The organism is Treponema phagedenis (assembly GCF_008153345.1).
Classification (GTDB): domain Bacteria; phylum Spirochaetota; class Spirochaetia; order Treponematales; family Treponemataceae; genus Treponema; species Treponema phagedenis.
This window is the reverse complement of record NZ_CP042818.1, coordinates 1,303,084-1,320,226: the sequence shown is the minus strand read 5'-3', so window position 1 is coordinate 1,320,226 and position 17,143 is coordinate 1,303,084. Positions and strand designations below refer to the sequence as shown.

13 protein-coding genes and 2 pseudogenes are annotated in these 17,143 nt (G+C 41.6%); 5 read left to right on the top strand and 10 right to left on the bottom strand.

All coding sequences use genetic code 11. The features are described from left to right. Positions 1 to 70: 70 nt before the first annotated feature. The 9 genes and pseudogenes from pth to FUT79_RS05795 form a co-directional block, all read right to left on the bottom strand. Positions 71 to 682: an aminoacyl-tRNA hydrolase gene (gene pth / locus FUT79_RS05835; RefSeq protein WP_002697877.1), complete on the bottom strand. Its 612-nt coding sequence runs from the start codon at positions 680 to 682 to the stop codon at positions 71 to 73. After that, positions 679 to 1,131, bottom strand: coding sequence for a D-aminoacyl-tRNA deacylase (gene dtd, locus FUT79_RS05830; protein WP_024753378.1), 453 nt, complete (start codon positions 1,129 to 1,131; stop codon positions 679 to 681). The genes pth and dtd overlap by 4 nt, the downstream gene beginning before the upstream one ends. Before the next feature lie 769 nt (positions 1,132 to 1,900). Beyond that, positions 1,901 to 3,664 (bottom strand): FAD-binding oxidoreductase, encoded by a 1,764-nt coding sequence (locus FUT79_RS05820; protein WP_024753377.1) that lies wholly within the window; start codon positions 3,662 to 3,664, stop codon positions 1,901 to 1,903. Positions 3,665 to 3,710: 46 nt separating this feature from the next. Continuing rightward, positions 3,711 to 5,270 (bottom strand): FGGY-family carbohydrate kinase, encoded by a 1,560-nt coding sequence (locus FUT79_RS05815; RefSeq protein ID WP_024753376.1) that lies wholly within the window; start codon positions 5,268 to 5,270, stop codon positions 3,711 to 3,713. Further along, complete coding sequence (locus FUT79_RS05810) at positions 5,267 to 5,635, bottom strand: DUF1667 domain-containing protein (protein WP_002695738.1); 369 nt, start codon at positions 5,633 to 5,635, stop codon at positions 5,267 to 5,269. The genes FUT79_RS05815 and FUT79_RS05810 overlap by 4 nt, the downstream gene beginning before the upstream one ends. A 2-nt stretch (positions 5,636 to 5,637) precedes the next feature. Beyond that, a pseudogene (locus FUT79_RS05805) lies at positions 5,638 to 7,076 on the bottom strand (NAD(P)/FAD-dependent oxidoreductase). Then, positions 7,073 to 7,522: pseudogene (locus FUT79_RS15705) on the bottom strand (FAD-dependent oxidoreductase); the annotation flags it as partial. The pseudogenes FUT79_RS15705 and FUT79_RS05805, both read right to left, overlap by 4 nt. 95 nt (positions 7,523 to 7,617) lie before the next feature. Further along, entirely contained in the window at positions 7,618 to 8,157 is a 540-nt protein-coding gene (locus FUT79_RS15700; RefSeq protein WP_024753374.1) for an FAD-dependent oxidoreductase, read from the bottom strand. A 2-nt stretch (positions 8,158 to 8,159) separates the two neighbouring features. After that, a complete protein-coding gene (locus FUT79_RS05795) occupies positions 8,160 to 8,897 on the bottom strand; it encodes a FadR/GntR family transcriptional regulator (protein WP_024753373.1) in 738 nt (245 codons plus the stop codon). Between the two features lie 352 nt (positions 8,898 to 9,249). Here FUT79_RS05795 and FUT79_RS05790 point away from each other — a divergent pair, with 352 nt between their 5' ends. The 3 genes from FUT79_RS05790 to FUT79_RS05780 are packed head-to-tail and all read left to right on the top strand — an operon-like array spanning position 9,250 to position 13,693. Then, positions 9,250 to 10,383 carry a glycosyltransferase gene (locus tag FUT79_RS05790; RefSeq protein WP_024753371.1) on the top strand — a complete coding sequence of 378 codons (1,134 nt, stop codon included), beginning with the start codon at positions 9,250 to 9,252 and terminating at the stop codon, positions 10,381 to 10,383. A 7-nt stretch (positions 10,384 to 10,390) separates the two neighbouring features. Next, positions 10,391 to 11,983 (top strand): hypothetical protein, encoded by a 1,593-nt coding sequence (locus tag FUT79_RS05785; RefSeq protein ID WP_052335785.1) that lies wholly within the window; start codon positions 10,391 to 10,393, stop codon positions 11,981 to 11,983. Positions 11,984 to 11,992: 9 nt separating this feature from the next. Then, a complete protein-coding gene (locus FUT79_RS05780) occupies positions 11,993 to 13,693 on the top strand; it encodes a hypothetical protein (RefSeq protein ID WP_024753369.1) in 1,701 nt (566 codons plus the stop codon). On the opposite strand, the gene FUT79_RS05775 is transcribed toward FUT79_RS05780, so the two are convergent. Then, positions 13,690 to 14,856, bottom strand: a complete 1,167-nt coding sequence (locus FUT79_RS05775; protein WP_002695719.1) for a DEAD/DEAH box helicase — start codon at positions 14,854 to 14,856, stop codon at positions 13,690 to 13,692. The two genes, FUT79_RS05780 and FUT79_RS05775, sit on opposite strands and share 4 nt — an antisense overlap. A gap of 89 nt (positions 14,857 to 14,945) precedes the next feature. Here FUT79_RS05775 and FUT79_RS05770 point away from each other — a divergent pair, with 89 nt between their 5' ends. Both FUT79_RS05770 and FUT79_RS05765 read left to right on the top strand, forming a co-directional pair. Further along, a complete protein-coding gene (locus FUT79_RS05770) occupies positions 14,946 to 16,076 on the top strand; it encodes a glycosyltransferase family 4 protein (RefSeq protein ID WP_024753368.1) in 1,131 nt (376 codons plus the stop codon). A 10-nt stretch (positions 16,077 to 16,086) separates the two neighbouring features. Further along, complete coding sequence (locus FUT79_RS05765) at positions 16,087 to 16,497, top strand: VanZ family protein (protein WP_024753367.1); 411 nt, start codon at positions 16,087 to 16,089, stop codon at positions 16,495 to 16,497. The last annotated feature ends 646 nt before the right edge of the window (positions 16,498 to 17,143 follow it).

The window sequence follows — 17,143 nt, the reverse complement described above, 5'->3', positions numbered from 1 at the left end:
CAAACTCTTTTTTATAAAATTTTTTACAGTTTGTGTAAAATAACAAAGGGTTTTATTCAAAAAGCAGTATTTATGTTGTCAGCGGCTTTTTCCCCCATGTTTTCAGTAATGCCGATAAATTTTCGGTAGGCGGTAAAAGAGCGGCAAAAAGCTCATCCAATGACGGAATAATTTTTTCGATGTCTTCAAGTTCGTGTTGCGAAAAAAGAGAAAGCACATAGCCTGCAATATCAGGATGTGCATTCCCGCCTTGTGCGGAAAAATCAGGCCTGCCGATACCGATACGAAGACGCCAAAAATCCGCAGTACCGAGTTGTGCTTTTATCGAGCGCAACCCGTTATGGCCGCCTAAACCGCCCGCCCACTTAAAACTAATTGCCGCAGGCGCAAGCTCAAGTTCATCATGAACAACTAAAATTTCTTCCGGTTTTAATTTATAAAAGCTCACCAAAGCTTTCACACTCACTCCCGAAAGATTCATATACGTTTCAGGCTTTAGTAAGTGCACAACTTCTCCGCCGGTGCAAGAAAAAGGAGCCTGGGCATAATTGCCTGAAAACTTATGCTGCCACGAGACATTTTTTGAGACGGCAATTTTCTCGCTGATAATCCATGCGGCATTATGCCGAGTTCTTGCATACTCTCTGCCATGATTACCTAAAAAGGCGATAAGCTTAATCATTCCCGCACCTTACTGTCTAACAAAATTGTTACCGGCCCGTCATTATGAATCTCAATCTGCATGTTTGCGCCGAATACTCCTGTTTGTATCGGTTTTCCTAAAGCTTTTTCCAATGCGGAAATCATTTTTTCATACAGAGGAATCGCGATTGAAGGGTCAGCGGCAAAATTAAACGAAGGGCGATTCCCTTTTTTAGAGCTTGCAAAGAGAGTAAACTGGCTGACAAGTAAAATCTCACCGGTTATATCCTGTATTGAAAGATTCATTTTTCCCTCAGCATCATCAAAAACCCGCAAAGCAGAAATTTTCTTTACCAACCAGTCAATATCCGCATCGGTATCGCTCGGTGCAATACCAAGCAAAATCACAAACCCCTGCCCTATTCTCCCGCGCTCTTTTTTATCGATGGCAATTGCACCGCTTGTAACTCGCTGAATAACTGCTCGCATATTTCGCCTCTTTTATGTAAAATTTTTAGATGTATTATATAAAGAAAAATTCTTTATGTCGATAATTTCAAGACAAAATCCCCCATTATTTTCCGAAGCACCCTCATTACCGCTTTGAACCTGCACGAAAATAATTTCGGCATTTTATAAAAAAAGAGTCCAACGGTTTGGTTTTGACGTCCTTGTCAAAACCAAACCTGCGAGTTTTAAAGCTTTGCAATCTGTCCTGCTTTAAAACTCGCTTCTGTTTGAAACCACGGGCGTCCGTGCCCGTTCTGAGTTTTGACTTCCGTGGCAAAACCAAACCTATGAGTTTGAAAACTCCGAGTATGCTGTGGTAGTTTTCAAACTCAATTCTGTTTAGAACCACCGCCACGCACTGATTTTTAGTATTCTTGATTAAATCAGTGCTGCGAGTTTAAAAGCTTCAATTTTATAATTTTGTATTGATGCTTTTAAACATCGTTTGAATTTGTTCTGAGTTTTGACATCCTTGTCAAAACCAAACCTGCGAATTTTAAAGCTCTACAAATAGTCTTGCTTTAAAACGTCGCTTCTGTTTGGAACCACTACCATCCGTGGCGGTTCTGAGTTTTGACAACGGTGGGTAATTTACCATAGGGCGAAGCGTTAACAATTTGCCTCCGCTTCGCCAACGAGTTTTGCCTGCTTACGCCGGAGTGTCAGGTAAAACATCGTTTGGAATTTGGCAAGAGCGAGCAATTTTCCATAGGAATGCTTAAATCCGTAAGCACAATAAAATGTCATGCTAATACTCAGGACTATCCCAGGTTTTCCCTGCAAATTTCGGTTTGCGTTTTTGCGCTTCGGTCATGTCGAGGCCGAGGGTGCCGCCGGGGTTCATAATATTATTCGGATCAAAGTGTGCTTTGAGTGCTTTAAAGATTTCAAAATTAGTTTGGCCTATCGATTGTTCAACCCATGCGGCGGTCATTTTTCCGACGCCGTGGTGGTGACTCATGGCGGCACCTGCTTTCTGTATGTTGTCGAAGATGCCGTACTGATATTCTACATATTCTTCCTTGTCTTTAAAAAGTCCGATAAAAATAAAGTAGAGGTTTGCGCCCTGAGGATAGGCGTGCGATAAATGCGTCATGCAGACAGTGTGCGGCCGCGATTTTGTAAATTTGCGGACTTCTTCGTGGACGTGCGGCATCATCTCCCATGTTACACTGCATTCCATCGTATCGATTATAATGCCGTAGTCCTGCAAGGATTCGCGCAAGTAATGGTCGGTAAAGCGGCCGTGTTCCCAGCCGTCAACGGGTTTTCCCGTTAAAAAAAAGCCACCGTGTTTTTTGCAAATGCGTTTTACTTTTTTATACAGCTGCTTGGAAAATGCTTTTTCTCCTTCTGTCCAGCCTAAAAAAAGGCAACGCTGCATCGGCTCGTAGCCAAAAAAGTTCATAAGCTTTTCCGCAATAGTGCCTTCAACCCCGTAGAGCTTTAAAGCCATGTCGGTTTCTTCCGCATCGGAAAGTCTAAACACAGAAGGAAAACCCGATTCGTTTTGCATAATTTCTCGGCATGCATTCATTCCGTCTTGCCAGCTCTTAAAAATAAAGCTGAATTTTTTTCGGTTCTCAGGCATGTAGCGGAAAAAGCGCAAGGTAACATCGGTAAGAATTCCGAAAGCTCCTTCGCTGCCCATCATAATCTCATCGATGTCGGGACCGACTGCATGGGCGGGAAGCCCGTAGCTTTTTACAATGCCTGCAGGCGTAACATAGGTTTGCTGAAAAACAATGTCTTTTATGTTTCCGTAATAGGTTGAATTTTGTCCTGCGCCTCTGGTTACTATCCAGCCGCCTACGGACGAATATTCAAATGATTGAGGAAAATGTCTGCATGTGTATGCACGCTTTGCATTGAATTCTTTTTGCGCATTGTTTAAGTGAGCTTCAAGTTGCGGACCTGACATTCCTGCTTGAACGGTGATGGTTTGATTTGTTTCGTTAAAGTTTAAAACCTTGTTAAAATTTTTTCGCATGTCCAGCGTGATGCCGCCCTTGACCGCCTCAACGCCGCGCGTAACTGATGAGCCGCCGCCGTATACATATACGGGGATTTTATGCGTGTTGCAGTATTCCACGAGGGCAACAATTTGCTTATGATCCGAAGGGAAGACAACAACATCGGGAATGTTTTCCAGTATGCCCTCTCGCAGGCGGTACGCATCATACATTGTTTTTCCGTAGGCAACGGCAATTCTGTCAGCTGCGCGAGTGCTCACCTCAGCTTCTCCGAAAATTTCTTTTAGCTTTTCAATGTGTTCGCTCGCAAGATTAACCGGCAATTCTTCGGGCATGGGCTCCAAGCCCTCGTGTTTTTTTTCTTTAAAAACTTCATCGCCGATTCCAAAAACATTTTTCATGTATCGATACAGCCTCTCATTCGGTTCCTTAAATTCTTGCGGGCTGCCCCATTTTAATACTGAACGAAAACTGCCGGCAGGTGGCGGTACCTGTTCCCAAACAGGTTTAAAACCTTTGTATTCATATCGCTTTCCCATAATAAACCTCCGTATGTTTTATCAATGTATAGGATAATATCTCTTGTTAGCTATTTAATTTTTTTGCTTCCGGATAATTGGTTACCCTCTGCAAACCGTTGTAAATGTTTTTTAATGACGGATAAATTTTTTTATAAACTTCAAACAGTCCGTCATAAATTGCGCGGTTTTCAGGATTTGGAATAAATTCTTTTTCCTGAGTTACCATTTGTTTTACCGCCGCCTGAATTGAAGGATATTCTCCGATTCCCGCAGCAGTGATAATTGCAGCCCCCAGCGAAGAAGCTTCGAGCGTTTTACCGCGCACTAAATTTCTATTTAAAATATCTGCGGTAATTTGACAAATCGCATCACTTTGCGAAGCTCCGCCCGAAGCTGCAACTTTTTCGCATTGCAGTTTTCCTTTCGCTTCAATTAACTCCAAGCCTTCGCGCAATGAATAGGCTAAGCCTTCAATAATAGCGCGGTATAAATCATCACGCTCGTGTACATCGCCGAAGCCGATAATGCTTCCCTTTGCATAGCGGTCAAAAATGCTTGCACCCCAATAGGGTTGCAGCATGAGTCCGCGTCCGCCTGCGGGACTTGCATGTAAAAACTTATCCAAAATTTTTTCGGGGATTACTCCGAGTTCTTCCGCTTGCTTGCATTCAAGCTGGCAGAGTTCTTCTTTAAACCAGCTTATCATCCAATAGCCGCGGTAAATTTCCAATTCCGATAACCATGTGTTCGGAATAATTCCGCAGTATGCCGGAAAAAGTTTTTTATATTCAAAGTATTTTGACGATAAAACCTCGATTGTTGCGGTTGTGCCGAAACTCAATGATGCAAGGGAAGAATCTACAACACCGGCTCCGACTGTTTCGCAAGCCTTGTCGCTGCCGCAGCCTACGAGCGGTAAGCCCTCAGGAATGCCGAGTTCCTCCGCAGCTTTTTTTGTTATGCTCCCTATGATGCTCCCGCTTTCTACAAGGGCGTGGCGTTTTTCTTCCTCCAAAGGCATGAGTTTTGATTCGATGGAATTCGGTTTTGCCCAATTGCGTTTTTTATTAACAAAGGGAATATATCCGACCATAGAAGAAACAGTGTCGCAGACTTCGCCTGTAAGCTGATAAATAAACCAGCCCGAAAGAAAAAACATCTTCCATGTTTTGTTCCATGTTTCAGGCTCATTTTCTCTCAGCCAGTTTATTGTGCATCGAGATTGAACTGAAACAATCGAATCGTATACGCCCGCCGCATGAAAGGCTGCGCGCACCAAGCGGTTCGGATGATACGAGCCGCGAGCTGTTCTGTTATCAAGCCAAATAATAGCGGGGCGCAGCACCTTACCGTTTTTGTCAACTAAAACTGTTGAGGCGCGTATGGTGGTAACACCGATACCCGCAAGCTGCGCAAAGGCTTCAGGGTTTGCATTCTTTATGCGGGCAATGCCGGTTTTTAGTGCTTCCCAATAAACTGAAACGTCTTGCTCTGCCCAGCCGGGCTGCGGTGTTGTGTGGGGCTTGTATGCAATTCGTTCTCCGGCGAGAACATTGCCCGCTGTATCAAATATCATTGCGCGCAAACTCTGGGTTCCGCAGTCAACCGTTAAAATTGTTTTCATACTGTACCTCCCGTTGCAAGTAAATCTATTCCCGCTCCGGCAAAATCTTTTACGATAATGTCGCCGGGTTTACACGCTTTTGAAACGTTTACACTTCGAATACGCCGCATGTATTCCGCAAAATTTTTTAGCGGAACCACATCGCTTGTTTTTACCGAAAGTCGCGGCTTATCTTTCACTGACGAAGCAACGGTTGTTGTCAGCATGCGCATAGGACATACAGCTTCCTGTTTTCCGTAAGCTTCTCCCTTCGGGCACTTGTTTCCGGAAACTGAAATTCCCTGCGCATCTAAGTTTTCAATTTCAACGACTAAGCGGCAGCCGCGCGGGCATGCTGTGCAAATAATATTTTTTGTTTCCGCCATTTTTATTTTTCCTCCGTTTCTGTTGTTAACACGAGCTCTAATTTTTTTGCTTCGAGCATTTTTTCCGCAGGCAGTTTAAAGCGTTCCATTTCGGGCGGCTTTAAGATTGCGTATTTTTTATCAAAAAGGATGGTGTCTCCGTCTCGCAAGGTGAGGCGCGCCTGTTCAAGCTCTTCCGAGGAGCGGAAATAAAAAATAACTTCCCCGCTTTCAGTTTCGGTGATTTCTTGCGGAACCGCATACAGAATTTTTCCCGTGATCTGTATGGTTTTTTTAAGCCCGCTTGCGGATGGGTTTTGCTCGGCTCCGGTTTGCGCTGCTAGGTTTTGAGTGGTTCGACTTTGCGCTGGTAGGTTTTGAGCGGCTCGGCTTTGCGGTTTTCCTGCGGCAAAATCCGCTGTGGCTTCGCCTGCAATCTTTCCCGATTCCGAAACATAGTCAACTAAGTCGTTTACATGCAGTGCATTGCCGCACGAAAACAAGCCTTCAATTTTTGTTTGCATAAACTGATCTACAATCGGTCCTTTGTTCTTTTATCCATCGGAACATTGAGCCCCGAAAGAATATCATTTTCGGGAATGAGCCCGACACTGACAATTAAGCAATCGCAGGGGATTCGTTTTTCAGTGCCTGCAATAGGATTCATGTTTTTATCTACGCGCGCAACCTTTACAGCTTCAACCCGCTCTCTCCCTTCAATAGAAGTTACCGTTGCAGATAAATGCAAGGAGATTTGATAATCGTCTAAACACTGCACAATGTTGCGGGTGAGTCCTGAGGGGGTCGGTTTAATTTCGTACACGTCCTCGACTGCCGCCCCTTCAAGCGTAAGCCTGCGCGCCATGATGAGGCCGATATCGCCAGAGCCGAGTATAACACATTTTTTTCCGTGAAGGTATCCGAACATATTGATAAAGGCTTGTGCTTGTCCTGCGGTAAAAATGCCTGCGGGTCTGTCCCCATGGATATTTACTTGCCGGTCGGTGCGTTCGCGGCAGCCCATAGCTGCAACCAAAGCTTTTGCGGTCAGTGTAAAAATACCGTAGTCGGGGTTTGTAAATTCCATTTTAAAAGTTGCGTTGCCCGCTGTATTTCCGGCAGCATTGACTGCGGCATTGCCGGCAGAATCGACCTCCTCGTCAAAAACTTTTTCCAGTTTTGTTAAAAAGGTAAAGCAAAAAATATCAATATTTTTCGATTGTTCTACCATCTCTTTATACCGCCATGCGTACTCGGGGCCGGTAAGCCGCTCCTTAAAACGAATGAGCCCGAAGCCGTCGTGAATGCATTGCTTTAATATGCCGCCAATTTGCTGTTCGCGTTCAATTAAGGCGATGCGGCTATTCGGATTTTTTTCCGAGGTGGCAAGGGCTGCAGCCATTCCTGCGGGACAGCCGCCGATAACCGCAACATCATAATGCTCTGTTGTAGATTTTTTCATTTTGCACCTCCCGAAAAAACGTCGCTCTCGGTTATCGGCTGCACAATCTGAGAACAGCCGCCCTTTGAATGCCCTTTTCTCAGCTTTAAAAGATCGGGCATTGCCGCACTTGTTTTTTGCGCTCCGTTTAAACGCTTATCCAAAATAGCGTCGGTGCCCTTTCTTCCGTGAATTGAAAAAAAACGATCGCCCGCAAAACCCGCAACCACATCAGCCCAAACTCCCGCCGCATTAATTACCAAGCTTGCATTGCAAGTGCCGCGGTTTGTTATAATCTGAGAAATTGCATTCCCGTTTTTAATCATGCCGGTTGCGGCGGTATTCAGAAAAAACTCTACACCGTTTTGCGCCGCATTTTCCGCATAGGCTATTGTTACCTGCATTGGAGAAGCGACACCGGCTGAGGGCTGCCAAAAGCCGCCGTAATTTTTTTTATTTATATTCGGCTCAAGTTCTTTTACCTGCTTCGGCGATAGGTAGCCGTACTCGCCGTCAACTCCGTTTAGTTTGCAGCGGTGCTTAAAATACGGAACAAGTAATTTTAAAAGCGGTGTTGAAAGCGGTTTATTGCAAAGTCCAGTTGCTGCGCCACCTCCGTATACATTCTGTTCCCGCGCGTGTTAAATTTGCCCTTTTTCTTTTTAGGATTATCGGCAAAGCCCAGATGAATCATGCCGTCGTTTCGGCCGGAGGCCTGCATTGCAACATCGCTTTCTTTTTCAAATAAGGCAATGCGCAAATCGTACCGCGAAAGTTCCCTCGCAATAGCACAGCCGATAACGCCGCCACCGATAATAACCACATCAAACTCACGCCCTTCTAAAAGTGAATCCCGTATTGTCGGCACGCGCATCGGAGCTTCGCCTTTTCCGTTAATTGTTACATCGTTTACAACGCCCTTAAATCCGAAGCGGGCAGCGGTGTAACCTGCACTCATTCTTTCTTCCATTGAAGAAACATCTCCTGTAACCACGACGGAGCGGACATCCAAAGTAACGTTTACTTTTTCCTCAAGTCCGAGCTTGCGCAGTGCTTTTTTTAATTTTTTTAGTTTTGTTTCGAGAGCAGCTGTTTCGTTCATACTCAATTCCTTCTTTTTTTTGCGGAAGTTTTTTTAGAGCGATAGGTTTTCGGCTCTGTGAGCTTCCGCATTATTTCAACAGCCTTTTCTTCATTTCTCGATTTTAAGGCTTCGATAAAATTAGCTTTGTATTCCGGTATACGGTAAATGCTTTCTGCATTTTTATACAAAAACTGCCTAAATTGATAGATGTAAATTTCCCGTGCAGCTTCAATAACAAGCAAAAAAATCGGCTGGGCAGATAAACCAATCAGTACTTTATAAAATTCAAAATCTTCATGAGATATTTTTTCGCTGTTTTCAGTTTCGGAAAACTCAATTAAATTTTCTAAAGGAAGGAAAAATTTATCGCGTGCTTTTACAGAAAGTTTTGCGGTTTTTGCAATAATCTTTTTTATAACCTCGGTTAAAATAATTTGCCGAAATTCCACAAGACCCGCTTCTATTTTTTCAGGCGACTCCATTCTATTGTTAAGATACAACTCTGTCATAAGACTGATTGAGGCAGGTGTGGAAAAATCATTTACAACACAGCCGTGCCGCGGGCGAATTACAATAAAGCCCTTTGCCTGCAATTGCAGCAAAGCTTCGTGAATAGCGGGACGGGAAACTCCGAAGGTTTCAGCCAACTCCCTCTCGGGTGCAAGCCGTTCACCCGGCAAAATAGCTCCGCTTAAAATCATATCTTGAATCATGGACGCAAGAGTATCCTTTTTAAATTCTTCTTGTTTTTTTTGCATATTTTCTCCACAATGTCTGTGGTATTACCACCAGAATCAGCATACTACGGAAGTTACGGTTTGTAAAGAAAAATAAAAAACCGTTTGTAGTTTTTTCTATCGAAGCATCAACAAGCGGCATGCGATTCAGCATCCCTATGGTAAGTTTGTTCACCGTTGCGCCGTGTCAAGCTCCTTTTTATAACAGGAAGTTTTTAAACATAGGTTGGAATCAGTACTCAAAAGTCGGTTGGAGGGTCGGCCGCACCCTGTTCATGCGTAAGCTCCGCTGGAGGTGACCGCCTTTTTTTCTGTAGGGAAAGATAAAAAAGTACACTTGTGATGAGGGATAAAATCTGTTATAGTTGCCATTATGGAACAGCGAATTGCATTTTTTTACTTACGAACCGGTGGAGGGCATGTTTCAGGAGCGACTGCCTTACTGCAAAAAATAGAGCAAACCTATCCGGACGACTGCGTTTGTATAAAACAGGATGGCTTTGATGACGTGATTCCGCCGATTAGATTCTTTTTTGAAAAGGGATACTCACTTTCTTCCAATTATTTTGAACTTGGTTTTGTGTTTTTCTATCAGTTAACCTCAAACCCTTTTGTTTTAAGGCTCTCAGAAGCAATTATTAAGTCTTTTATTTCCCCTTATTTGCGTTCTTTTTTGCGTAAAGAAAAAATAACAAAAGTTGTATGTTTACATGAAATACTGATCCCGCTGTTACGAAAAGCCATTGATGTTGTAAATCCGCGCATTCCATTGATCTCCATTGTAATGGATCCGTTTACCGCTCATCCTATTTGGTTTTATGAAAAACAAACGGAACTTATTGTGTTCTCGGAAAAAATCAGACAAGAAGCAATACGGCGCGGTTTTTCTCCCGATAGGGTTTATCGCTTTCCTTTGATTTTATCGGAAAAATTCGATAAGCCGTATACGGAACAGCAAAAAAACGAGGTCAGGGAACGATTGCAAATTCCGAAAAATGCAAAAGTCGTCTTAATCGCAGGCGGAGGAGAAGGCTTAAAAAAAGCAATTCCGATTGTAAAAGCCTTTATCAAAAACAATTTTCAGCACCATCTTTTGATTGTTTGCGGTAAAAATAAGATTTTAAAAGCAAATCTTGAGCGCCTTGTAAGTAAAACAAAAAATACTAATATAAAAATATTCGGCTTTATTTCTTTTATGCCGGATCTTATCAATATCTCAGACTGCGTTATCGGAAAAAGCGGTCCTGCTACTATTATGGAGGTTTTAAGCGTTAGGAAACCGCTTATTATTTCTTCTTATGTCAGAGGACAGGAATTGGGGAATATGCTCTATGTATGCAAACATAATGTCGGCTGGTATTTAACAAAACCGAAAGACATTGTCAATAAAACAACCGAAATACTTTCCAACGCAAGCTTGCGAAAAGACTTGCAAGATAGAATAAAAAATCTTGAAATACGCAATGGGTTAACGGAAATTTGCGAATTTATTTATCATTATGAGTGAGTTCGGTATGAAAAAAATACTTCTTTGTGTTTTTATATTTATGTTTCAAATACTTCCGGCGCAAGAAAATATGGCAAAAATAATCCCGCATGACCACTGGATATATGATGCCTTGTACGCACTTGCATTGGAGGATTGGCAAACAAGTCTTGCTATTGAAAGACCTCAGTCTGTTGCGGCATTATCGGCGTATTTTTCCACTATCAATTTTGAAAATTTATCGGAGTACGGACAAAAACTTTATAGAAAAGCTGAAACCTTTTTAAACACAAATAATTTTCTTGTGCAAAAAGATTGGTTCGGCTTTGATATAAACGCTGTTTTTGCCTTGCAAGCGCAGTATCGGTATAAATATCAAAATCTTCCGTCAGGCGATAATGCACTGTGGTATAATAAGCAGCCTGAGCTTATTAAAATACCGATACAAATGGCTTTTTCAAAATATGTACATTTGTATGCGGACATAGATCTGAAGAAAAATTATCTTGCTTTTTTAGATTCATATCCCTATACCAATATGGTGTTAAAAGACACCGCTTTTGATTCTCAGTTTCCGCACCGTGCGGGACTCAGTATCGGATATAAATTTATAAACTTTCATATCGGCAGAGGAGCAATCAAAAAAGGAAAAACGCTTGCAGGCAGTATGCTTTTATCCGATACGGTAGACCGCTTGGATTATGCGGAACTTTCTTTTTTTGCAAAAAGCGTTCGTACCGTAGTAAGAGTCATAGAATTAAAACCTACCCGTTTTGTTTTTTACCACGAAATAACTTTTAAACCTGTAAAACAGCTTGCAATTGGTTTTCAGGAAGCCATGTCGGTCAACTCTTCGTTTGACCCCCGGTTTTTAAACCCTATGATGATACTGCATAACTATGCCGCATGGAAAGATCTCTATCCAAAACCCGGAGAATCGGCGGAAAACGGGCACCGGATTGGTACACAACTTGGGCTGTCGGTTGATGCAATTCCGTATAAGGGAATGCGGCTTTACGGGCAATTTGTAATGAATCAATTTCAGACAAGTTTTGAAAAAAAGCATTACCCTGAAGCGCGGAAAATCCCGAACTCTCTTGGCGGCCTTGCGGGAATTGAGTATCACCATGTATTTCCGATCGGCTATTTTACCGTTACGGCGGAATGTTCATATACTAATCCATGGGCTTATGTAATGGATAATAAAGCAATAAGTTTTTATTACAGCAGAAAAGACCTCGTTTCTTTGAACACCGATAAAGAGCTTTTCTTTTGGCTCGGAAATCCTTACGGGCCCGATACCGCTACTGCATTTATTAACTTTGCACTGAGTAATATTGATTCATACTCAGCCTTTTTAAAATACCGTTTTGTTGCGCAAGGGCATAATGGAATATTGTTTTTTGATAAGGAGCAGTATTATCCGTCGATTGAAGAAGAGGCGAGTATTAAAACTCCGTCAATGAAACCTCGCTATTTTCATACGGTTTCTCTCGGCACTAATTATGCTATTTTAAAGGGACTGAGTCTTGTATCTGAAATTTCTTGGACAATTATGCACGGAAGTACCTACGGAAACAGCGTTGATATTTCCGCATCGATAAATTATAGTATACGATAAGAGGCTGCAATGAAAAAAAAATTAGGATTCCTACTGTTTTTTTGTACCATGGTCTGTCTTTCCGCTCAAGTTGCGACTGATATTTTTGATCCGTTTTATGATGATGCCAGTATCTGGGAAAATACGGGGTTGATCTCCGATACCCCCCTGATGCGCCCCTATCCTTTGCAAACAATTAAGGATATTTTGCAAACGGTTATTGAAAAAGGGGATGCAACGCAACAAAAGCTTGCAATGGACTATTATAAACGTTTTTTTAATCGTCCGGTACATGTGGGGGCAAAGACGGAATTCGGTGCTAAGATTCCGCATAAAAAACAAAAACGGGAAACATTCATAGATATTATTCCGACACTTGATATCAACTACGGACTCAATAATATTCTAAGTATTTCCGGAAAATTTTTAGTACATCTAACCAATAAGGAGGCGCAAGAAGAACCGCTTCCCCTTTTCCAATATTCCAAAAGAGATTTAATGCCTGATAATGTAAAAGCGGGAAAGTTATCGATTTTGCCTGTTTTTAATTCTAATATTTCAGTGGGTAATACTGAATACTATTTTACCGCAGGTATTCAGCGCAACAGTTTCGCCCCTTTTTTTGATACGGGAATTTTTCTAACCGAGCAAGCTCCGCATCAAGGAACATTCAATTTTACTATTAACAAAAAACACTGGGCTTTTACCCATTCCGTATTGATGCTCACCGCAACAAATGATTTTGGGGGCACCCGAAATCCCGGTAAATTCCTGTCTTTGCATGCGTTAATGGGGCGTCCTCTTCCGTGGCTTTCATTCGGTATTGTCGATTCTGTTGTATACGGCGGAAGATTTGAACCTATTTACCTGTTACCTTTTTCCGCATTTTTTATGAGCCAAGGACTCTATGCTTTTCCCGATAATAGTTTGATCGGACTCTTTTTTACGGTAAAACCAATTAAAGGTTTACGAATAGATGGCGCTGTCTATGCCGATGATATAGGGTTTAATGAAATTGTTAAATTCAAAAAAGATGCAAAATGGCGAATGTCGGGAGAATTCGGTGTTTCTTACACCATGCCGCATTCTCATTGGTTTAGGCTTGCCGATCTCAATTATACCTTTATCATGCCGTATACCTATACTCATTATGCAGGATTTGACAGTAACGCCGCAAACTATCAGAATTATACCCATAATGGCGTACCGCTTGGCACAAACCTTGATCCGAACTCCGATAGGCTGCAACTGAAATTGCAATTCCGCCCTTTGCAAGATTTTGACATTACCTTTGTTAATAACTTTATCCGACATGCAAACATTACCGAAAGCATTACCGATATGTCAATTTTAACTCAGTATCTTTCACAGAATTATACAACCGACGGGTCAACCTTTAATCATGCAACTGTTCCAAGCGCACATGCATTCTTAGAGGAAACCCCCTTTATGAAGCAAAAAACAATTCAGTATGTTAATCAAACAGGGCTTGAGCTTGGATATCGCTTCCCGATTAAGAGATCGGGCGGATATGCGGCATTTAAATTCAATTATTTAGTTGAGGTAAATATCAATCCGAGGGTAAGGCAAAACATTTACAAAAAAATGCCACACATTAAATCTGAAGAAATACAAGCTGCCGCGGATCAGCAGCTTGCGGAATGGAGGAAGAATGCCAAAGGAAAGGATGTTACTCAGCATATTAGACTGAGTGCGGAGTTTGCATACTAAGTTTCGGGGTTTTCTACTTTTCCGAACCGTAATACCTTCGGATAGATAATAAGTCCGAGCTCTTGCTCAAAATGTTTTAATCGCTTTAATTCATAGGCATCACCGATAACAAGGTTGATGCCTTTTTTTCCCGCTCTGCCTGTTCTCCCCGCACGATGAATAAAAAAATCCTTATCGGCAGGGAGAGTCATTTGAATAACATACTCAATGTCGGGAATATCTAAACCACGAGCGGCAAGATCGCTTGTTACCAAAATGCGTATTCTATCCGCCTTAAAATCCGCAAGCATTTTTTTCCGCTCTTTGCCGTCAAGGTTGGAATAAAGAGGGGTGGCATGCAGTTTTTTAAAATTAAGCTTCGAAACAATATTTTCAACTTGTGCAGCGGGAGATGTAAATACCAAAAACTTTGCCGGTTCTCTTGCTTTTATAAAACTGCGAAGCGTATCGATTTTGTTCCTACGCTCGGAAAACAGAGCCCAATGTTCAATGTTTTCTTTCAGCACTCCTTCCTCTTCCATTTGTATAAATTCAATTTTTGCCGAAGCATTCGGATTTATTAAAGCCAATAACTCTTCCCGCTCTTTCTTTTTTAATGTTGCGGAGCAGGCAATCCACTGACTTGCTTCACTCAGCTCCGTAATAACGCGCTGTAAATCTTTGCCTAACTCTTTTGATAACAGTCTGTCCGCTTCATCGATAACCACAGCGTGTACAAAATTTGTTTTGAGTTTTTTTAAATTGATAAGATCGGCAATTCTTGCGGGAGTGCCGATAATAATATGCGGCTTTGCTTTCAGTGCCTCAATTTGGTACTTCATTGACGCTCCGCCGATACAGAGCAAACTGCGTATTTTTTGCTGAGATAATTGCAGTTTTTGAATCTCTTCCTTTATTTGAGCGGCAAGCTCCACAGTAGGCGTAAGGATAATGATTTTTGGCTGTTGTTTGTCTTCTTTATTATGCAAAATATAACGATGTAAGAGCGGTAATAGAAAAGCAAATGTTTTTCCAGTACCGGTTTCCGATTCAAAAAAAAGCGATTTTCCCTGCATAAGAAGCGGAATAACTTCCTGCTGTACTTTACTGGGAATTGTAATATGAATATTTTGCAATTTTTCAATGAAGGCATCTTCAATGTTTAGTTTAGAAAAATCTATCATCGTTTTAGGATAGCATAAAACGAAAAGAATTGCTATAATTTGCGTTACGCTTGCAACTGATGCAGATTTTCTAATTTAAGGAGGCTTTTTTGAATATCGGTATAAACACCTTTGGCTGTGATCACAGCCGCTCAGGTGTGGGTTCATACATTCTCTCATTAGTAAAAAACCTGCCTAAATCACCATATAGTATTGATCTTTTCGGGCCGGAACTGGATAAGTACACGTATACTTCGGGTATAGATACGGCGACCTATACAGGTATAGCGATTGCAGACAATGAAAGAGCGGAAAAATTATGGCATTCTTTTTCATGCAATAAATTTATACAAAAGCAAAAATATGATTTGGTAGTGTATCCTTCGGGAATTAAAATGTTGCCGACAAACTTTACAGTGCCGAGCATTTTAGTAATTCAGGATATTATCGGAATAAAATCAAATAATTTTTTATCTTTTTTCGGTAATATAAATAGTAAAAGAATGCTTAACCAATCAGCAGGCATTATCAGCCCAAGTAATTATATTAAAAATGATTTGATTCGACTTGGTATTACTCCTTCTAAAATTCAGGTTATCCATAACGGTATAGATACCGACCTTTTTTATCCCAGAAAAATTGATGATAATGAGTCTGTGCTTATGCAGCCGTTTGCCATTCGCCGCCCCTATATTATTTATGCATCAAGAATTGAATATCCTGCGAAGCGTCATGTTGAATTAGTAAAAGCATTTTCGCTTTTTAAGCAAAAAACACAAGCGCCTCATCGGCTGGTGATTGCGGGGGCAGAAGGGGTGAATTCAGAACTTGTGCATCAGGAAGTGATACGCTCTCCGGTATCTTCCGATATTTTACTTACCGGATACTTTCCGCATGAAAATCTGCCTGCACTATATTCTGCGGCGGATCTCTGTGTTTTTCCGTCATCGGTGGAAGGTGTCGGTTTGTCGGTTATAGAAGCAATGGCGTGCGGCATCCCGACAGCCTGTGCACGAGCGGGAGCCTTACCTGAAATTGCCGGAGAACATACCTGTTATTTTAATCAAGAAGATCCTGAAGAAATTGCTGCAATCATAGAAAAACTCGTTAAAAAACCTGACGGAGAAAATGATGAGTTGCGCAACACGCTTATTGCCGGCAGCATAGAATGGGTAAAGCAATATAGCTGGAAAACAACCGCCGAGCAAACCCTCGCGTATATTGAAAAAGTGTACAAATAAGGGAAAAAAATTGAAAGATAAAACAATTACTCACGTAATGAGGATTTTATCCATTATCGGTTTTATCAGTATATGGATCTTATCTTCATTTTCAACATTACCGACTCCGAAAAACATCATCCTTGGTTGGGACAAGTTACACCATGCAATAGCATTTACCTGTCTTGCATTCACGCTCAGCTATTGGTTCCCGGCCAAAAACTGGATTTTTCCGCCTTTCCGAAAAACAGTGTTTATCAGTTTTTTGCTCTCCATCTTCTGGGGAGTAGTTGACGAAGTGCATCAATATTTTGTTCCCGGCAGAGAGTGTTCATTAGCGGACTTGGCTGCGGACAGCATCGGTGTGATAAGTGCACTAGCCTTACGGGTTTATTTAGAAAGCCGCAAAGCAAAAAAAGGAAAAAGAAGCTCAAAAACTTGAAATTTAAACAGAACCTTAGACCCTAAGGACTTGAAGTTATGTCCGAAGCAGAGGCATCAACAATACCGACGTGCCGGATAGAGGATTTTGTATCACTTAATCAACATTACCTGAATTGTCACGTTACAGTAGTGTAGCGTTTTGTAATTAACTTCCAGTTATACAAATTGGAGCACTAACAATGCGGGAGTGCGGATTTAAGCATTACTATGGTAAATTGCTCACCGTTGCTCAATTCTAAACGATGTTTAAAAGCATCAACACTGTTTTGTAAAATTGAAGCTTTTAAACTCGTAGGCGAACCAAAGGTAGCAATTCCAAGGTCTCGCCGTTGCGCCGTGTCGAACTCAGAACAAATTCAAACGATGTTTAAAAGCATCAATACAAAATTATAAAATTGAAGCTTTTAAACTCGCAGCACTGATTTAATCAAGAATACTAAAAATCAGTGCGTGGCGGTGGTTCCAAACAGAATTGAGTTTGAAAACTACCTCATTTGTATAATAGGAGTTTTCAAACTCATAGGTTTGGTTTTGCCATGGATGGCAAAACCAAACCGTCGTGTCGAACTCTCTTTTTTATAAAATTTTTTACGTTTTGGGTAAGATGTATTAAAAAAATATAATTGACTTATTAAAAAAATGTT